Annotated in this window: 1 protein-coding gene; it reads left to right on the top strand. The window is 46.5% G+C overall.

The window, feature by feature from the left end; genetic code table 11:
* Positions 1 to 3: 3 nt before the first annotated feature.
* The gene (locus ACZ3GY_RS23920; RefSeq protein WP_465912214.1) at positions 4 to 171 is read left to right on the top strand and encodes a helix-turn-helix domain-containing protein; all 168 of its coding nucleotides are present in this window, start codon (positions 4 to 6) and stop codon (positions 169 to 171) included.
* The last annotated feature ends 104 nt before the right edge of the window (positions 172 to 275 follow it).

Raw genomic sequence — 275 nt, 5'->3', positions numbered from 1 at the left:
CTTATGCAAGCAAGGCTGGATAAGAAGATGACCCAGGCACAACTTGCTCAGATGATCAATGAGAAGCCACAGGTGATCCAGGAGTACGAGTCGGGCAAGGCGATTCCGAACAATCAGATAATTGGAAAGCTCGAGAGGGTACTTGGAGCTAAGCTGCGTAGCAAAAAGTAATGCCTTGAAGTAGCCAAGCCCTGTCTATTTGCTTTGCATCACGTTTGCTAGGGGTCCGAAAAGCTCTTACAGTCTGTTCCTGTTGGTTGATACTTGAATAACTA

The organism is Pseudomonas sp. PME37.24/006 (assembly GCF_055556635.1).
Note: the sequence above shows the minus strand (reverse complement) of the source record. Positions and strands in the feature narration are given on the sequence as shown.